General features: G+C 62.7%; 1 protein-coding gene. It reads right to left on the reverse strand.

What is annotated here, in order from left to right:
* Positions 1-922: IS256 family transposase (locus P3W85_RS17970; RefSeq protein WP_276265785.1), on the reverse strand; the 922-nt coding region annotated here is incomplete at both ends.

Raw genomic sequence — 922 nt, forward strand, 5'->3', positions numbered from 1 at the left:
CGTAGAGGATTGCAAACTGGTTCATGGCAGCCTTCCAGTCATGCGTTGAACTACCCCATTTCCCGGTGATGTTGCGCAGGGCCAGCCACAGCAGCTTGGTTGCTGCCTCGTCGCTGGGGAAGTGGCCCCGCGTCTTGATGATCTTGCGCAGTTGCGCATTGATGCTCTCAATGGCATTTGTGGTGTAAATGATCTTGCGGATCGCCGGCGGGAACATAAAGAACGGGATCACCTGGTCCCAGGCCCGACGCCAGGACGCGGCGATCGGTGCGTACCGCTTGCCCCACTCTCCTTGCTCGAAGGCCGCCAGCTCGGCCAGCGCCGCCTCCACATTGGGTGCGGTGTAGACGGGCTTGAGCGCCGCCGCCACGGCCCGACGCTCCTTCCAGCTGACGTACTCCAGGCTGTTCCGGATCAGATGCACGATGCAGGTCTGCAGCGTCGTGTTCGGGAACACCGCATTCAGGGCCTGCTCCATGCCCTTGAGGCCGTCGGTGACCGCGATCAGGATGTCCTGGGTGCCGCGGGTCTTCAGGTCATTGAACACCTTCATCCAGAACTTGGCGCCTTCAGTGGTCTCGATCCACAGGCCCAGGATGTCGCGGGTGCCGTCCGGCAGCACGCCCAAGGCCAGGTAGACGGCCTTGTTGCGCACCACGCCGTCCTCGCGCATCTTGACCCGCAGCGCATCGAAGAACACCACCGGGTACATCACCTCCAACGGGCGGGCCTGCCAGGCGGTGACCTCGTCCATGACCGCATCGGTCACTGAACTGATGAACTCGGGCGAGACCTCGGTACCGTATTGCTCGGCCAGAAACGCCTGGATCTCGCGCACGGTCATGCCCCGGGCATACATGGCGATGATCTTGTCGTCGAAGCCGGTGAAGCGCCGCTCGTGCTTGGGAATCAGGATCGGATC

The sequence above is a fragment of the Cupriavidus basilensis genome (assembly GCF_029335485.1).
GTDB classification, from domain to species: domain Bacteria; phylum Pseudomonadota; class Gammaproteobacteria; order Burkholderiales; family Burkholderiaceae; genus Cupriavidus; species Cupriavidus basilensis_E.